2 protein-coding genes and 1 pseudogene are annotated in these 3,977 nt (G+C 67.8%); 1 reads left to right on the top strand and 2 read right to left on the bottom strand.

All coding sequences use genetic code 11. The features are described from left to right. Positions 1-871: 871 nt before the first annotated feature. Both tyrS and MJ783_RS21790 read right to left on the bottom strand, forming a co-directional pair. The gene (tyrS, locus tag MJ783_RS21795; protein WP_239313408.1) at positions 872-2,269 is read right to left on the bottom strand and encodes a tyrosine--tRNA ligase; all 1,398 of its coding nucleotides are present in this window, start codon (positions 2,267-2,269) and stop codon (positions 872-874) included. A 115-nt stretch (positions 2,270-2,384) separates the two neighbouring features. Next, on the bottom strand, positions 2,385-3,428 hold the full coding sequence (locus MJ783_RS21790) for a hypothetical protein (RefSeq protein WP_239313407.1): 1,044 nt from the start codon (positions 3,426-3,428) through the stop codon (positions 2,385-2,387). A gap of 305 nt (positions 3,429-3,733) precedes the next feature. Between MJ783_RS21790 and MJ783_RS21785 the strand changes: the two are divergent. Next, a pseudogene (locus tag MJ783_RS21785) lies at positions 3,734-3,977 on the top strand (transposase); the annotation flags it as partial.

Below are 3,977 nucleotides of genomic sequence, written 5' to 3'. Positions count from 1 at the left end.
GTCGTATAAGTCTTATTAGTCGCAGCAGTCGTATCAGCGGAAAACGGCACACGTACCGTCGCGGAATAGCTGTACCAATATGTCACCGCGAGCTGGATCGCCCGGCCGAAAAGGGCTTTTACTTTCAGGCCGGCGCCCCGGCGGGCCACCTTGAACAAGGCCGATAGAACGGCCGATAAAACGGCTGGCGCTGACCGGAGGCCGCCGCATCCCCTCCCCAACGTTTCGCTTGTTGCAGGCAGAGTTCCTTCCCACGTCGCGTTGCATGCGACGCGTCCACCTACGCACCCCCGGCGCGAGTTGTGGTTCGTGTGACCGAGCGAAGCTTCCCGTAGCGGTCATGGCACCGGCAAGGCCTTCCGCGTGTCACTCCCGCATGGCCCACTGTGATGGTCCGAGCTGGCCCGAACTGAATCGATCTTTGATCACAGCATGTCAGTGCCGCCCCAGCGCGGAAACCTTCTCCATTACATTTTGTAACCGCGGGAGCTCCGCCTGTCGGCCCCCGCGACGCCGGTGGCACACACATTCCCCGGCGCTGCCTTCCCCGAGGCGGCACGCGCCCACATCCCATACCTGGCATGCCGAGCCACGAACGCTCGAGGAACGACCCCGGCCTCCTACGACCTCGTCGCCCGGCCGGCGCCCGGTCGGTCACGGCCGCCCTGTGCCGCCCTGCGCCGCCCCTGAATCCTTCGTCAAGCCAAACGCTCCGCGACGGACGCCTATCACAGAACGTGAGGAGTGGTCACATCCGCCTAGTCAAAAAGGACCAGTTGCCGATGTCCAGAAAAGGCGACACCAGCCACGGAGCCACGGAGCCACAGCCGAACTACCGGCGATCCGCCCAGGAGGCTGCGGGGGGATCGCGTCAGAACCCGGCGGCGATGCGGGCGAGCCTACGGCCGACCTTGAGGTAGTACTCGCCGGCCCGGCCATGGAGCTTGTCCTTGAGCACGGTCGCGAGCGGTTCGCGGGCCTCGTCCGCGGTGAGCCGGAGCTGGTCCTGAACGCCCGCGGATTCGACGACGAGCCGCAGGCCGTCCTGCTGGGCGACCCGACGGACGTCGCCGTTGCTCTTGGCGAAGCCGAGCGCCCTGACCGCATCGGTGATCGACTGCCCCAGATCCGTGATGGTTGGCAGGTCGTCAACCTCACCGAAGACGCGCCTGGAAAAACGCGCGGCAAACTCCTCGCGCGCCTTCATGGCCGCCTCGACACCGTGGACAGCCGCGGTGACCTCCCCCGCGAGGATCTTCTTCAGATCCATCGGATGCAGCGACCCGGCGGCCAGCCGCTCACCGACGATGGCCAGTTCGGAGTCCCGCCACTCGCTCAGTGCCCGGAAGTAAGGCTCCACCAACCGGTCGGGCACCGACATGATCTTACCGAAGATCTCACCCGCGGGAGCGGCCAGGGGGACGTAGTTGCCCTTGGACTTGGACATCTTCGCCCCGGTGCCATCGGTGCCCTCGATCAGCGCGGTGGCGACCACCAGTTCCGGCGGCTGGCCGCAGATGTGCATGACATGCCTGCACATCTGCATATTGAGGAACTGGTCGATACCGCCGACCTCCAGGTCGCTGGCGATCTCGACCGAGTCCAGCGCCATGACCACCGAGTACAGCAGCTCGGCCAGGGACAGCCCCTGACCGGCGTCCAGGCGCTTACGGAAGTCGTCGCGCTGCAACGGCATCGAGGCCGGGATCTGGGCGGTGATCTCGATCAGCCTGGGCAGCTTGACGTCCCGCAGCCAGTCGCCGTTGTGGCGGAACTGGGCGCGGGTGAAGTCGAAGAAAGCCGTGACCTGCTCGCGGTAGGTGGCGAGATTGTGGGCGATGTCCTCGTCGGTCAGCGCGGGGCGCTCGTCCGAGCGGCCGGAGGGGTCACCGATCTTGGCGGTCACGTCACCGACGATGAACACCACCTGGTGGCCCATGCGCTGGAACCGGCTCAGGATGAGCATCGGTACCGCGTGGCCCAGGTGGACCTCGTGGCCGGTCGGGTCGATGCCGAACTTGGCGATGAACGGCCGCCCCTTCTCCCCGGCCTCGGTGATCCGCGCGGCCAGGGCGTCGACCGAGGGCTGCAGCTCCTGGGAGCGCTCGGCGATCAGTGTGGCCTGCTCGGCCGGGGAGAGATCCGACAGGTCCAGACCGCGGCGCTGCGTGCTCAGGCCCAGCAGTTCACGCACGGTGGCGCCGGCCGCGAGGTCCGCGCCCTCCAGCAGGGCGGTGACGCGGTCAACGGACTGGCTCAATCGGGTCATCAGGGCTCTCCGGGGCGTGGGTGGCATCGCCATCCTATGAAGAACCCGAGGCTGTCTCCGAACGCCCGTCTCGCTCCGGCCGGCCTCAGACTCGACCTCGACCTCGACCTCGACCTCAGGCTCGGGCTCGGGCCCGGCGCCGAGCCCGCCGCGATCCTGGCCGCGTCACTGGGAGCGCGGCGAGGAACTGATCCCGGTGTTCTGGAGGGACCGCACCACCCGCCTCTACAGCCAGGATCGTCTCTCCCCCGACGATCAGCGATCTCGCAAGCGTTGAGCCCTCCACGACGGCTGCCCCAGCCATCCGCAAGCCCTGCGCCGCGACCACACCCTCAGCGGCCGCCGTGCCCTGCGCGGCGAGCGCCTCGGTAGCCAGTACGCCTTGCGGGACGCTGTAACCGGTAGTCGAAACAAAGCCAACCGTAGCTGCGAACGCATACTGCCCGTCCGGTCGCAGCACCGAGGCAAGGGGGCGCGCACCGGGCGGCAGGCCCAGGGCTCGGCTCACCGGCGCACTCCGACCGCTGCGGGCATCGATTTCGGCGAGTACCGCGGCCGTCTCGGCGTCGACACGGGACATGCCGCCATCCAGCCCGTTGACAGCGGCGGTCCGATCACTCTCTGACTTCTCGAGGGCGTCGTCGATCCGGCTGACATCAGCTCGGCCCGCGTCGAGGCTGTCGAGGATCGGTTGCTCGTGTGGCCAGCCGGCCAGATACCGGATGACCGCCGCCCGCGTGCTCGCGGTCTGCCCCACCGACAGGCCAGCGGCCAGCCGCTGGATGTCCGGCGCGTTGAACCCGTTGAGCCGCAGGGCGACATCGTGCCAGTCACCGGCCGCGATCGCCGCTTTCAGGGCGACGAGCAGGTCCGAGCGGCTCGCCCGCTGCACCACCAGGGGCATGTTCGCCACCCGCTGGACGGTCTCGTCTACGGCTGGTTCCGTGCCTTCGCGGTCCGTACGCAGGTCGCAGCCACATCGCTGAACCGGCCCCGGCCGTTGTTCGGCGAGACCGGTGATCACCGCACGATTCCCTGCCTGGCGTTGCGGCGCCAGCAGCGCGGCCGGCCCGACGCGGGCAGCAGGCACCGCCTGTGGCCGCAGCACCGCGGGACGCGGACCAACCCGCGCCTCCCGTCGAGCCACCGCGTGTGTCACCGACCGAGCATGCTGGAGCGGCCGTCGTCCCGCATGGCATATGGCACAGGGCTGCCCGAACGTGCAGGCCAAGGCGTTCGCTTCCGGCACAGATGTGTCCTTCACCCAGGCTGATTCGACCCGTCATCCCCGGCCGGCCACAGGTCCCTTTCTGTCACGCCTTCGAACCGCAAAACTTCCGCGTGGCACCCTGAGGAATATGCAATTCCTCAGGGTGCCACGCGGAGGAATGTGGACTGATCGCGTGGGCACGAAGATCGGTCTAGTTGCGCAGGAGCTGCACGTTATGCCGATGTCGGCATAACGTGCACCTTGTGCGGAACAGTTTCCGATCTGCCTCGAAGAAGGACGGGGCCGCCGTCGCGGCCACGCTCAAACCCGTCTACACCGCCCCGTCCGAGGCCGCCGCCCTGGAACAGTTCCTCGCGTTCGCCGAATCCGACCTCGGACGCCGCTACCCGGCGATCATCCGCCTCTGGGAGAACGCCTGGGCCGAGTTCGTCCCGTTCCTGGCCTTCGACCACGAGATCCGCACCGTGATCTGCACGA

Source organism: Protofrankia sp. Cj3, from assembly GCF_917627355.1.
GTDB lineage: Bacteria > Actinomycetota > Actinomycetes > Frankiales > Frankiaceae > Protofrankia.
This window is presented reverse-complemented; position numbering and strand designations above follow the sequence as displayed.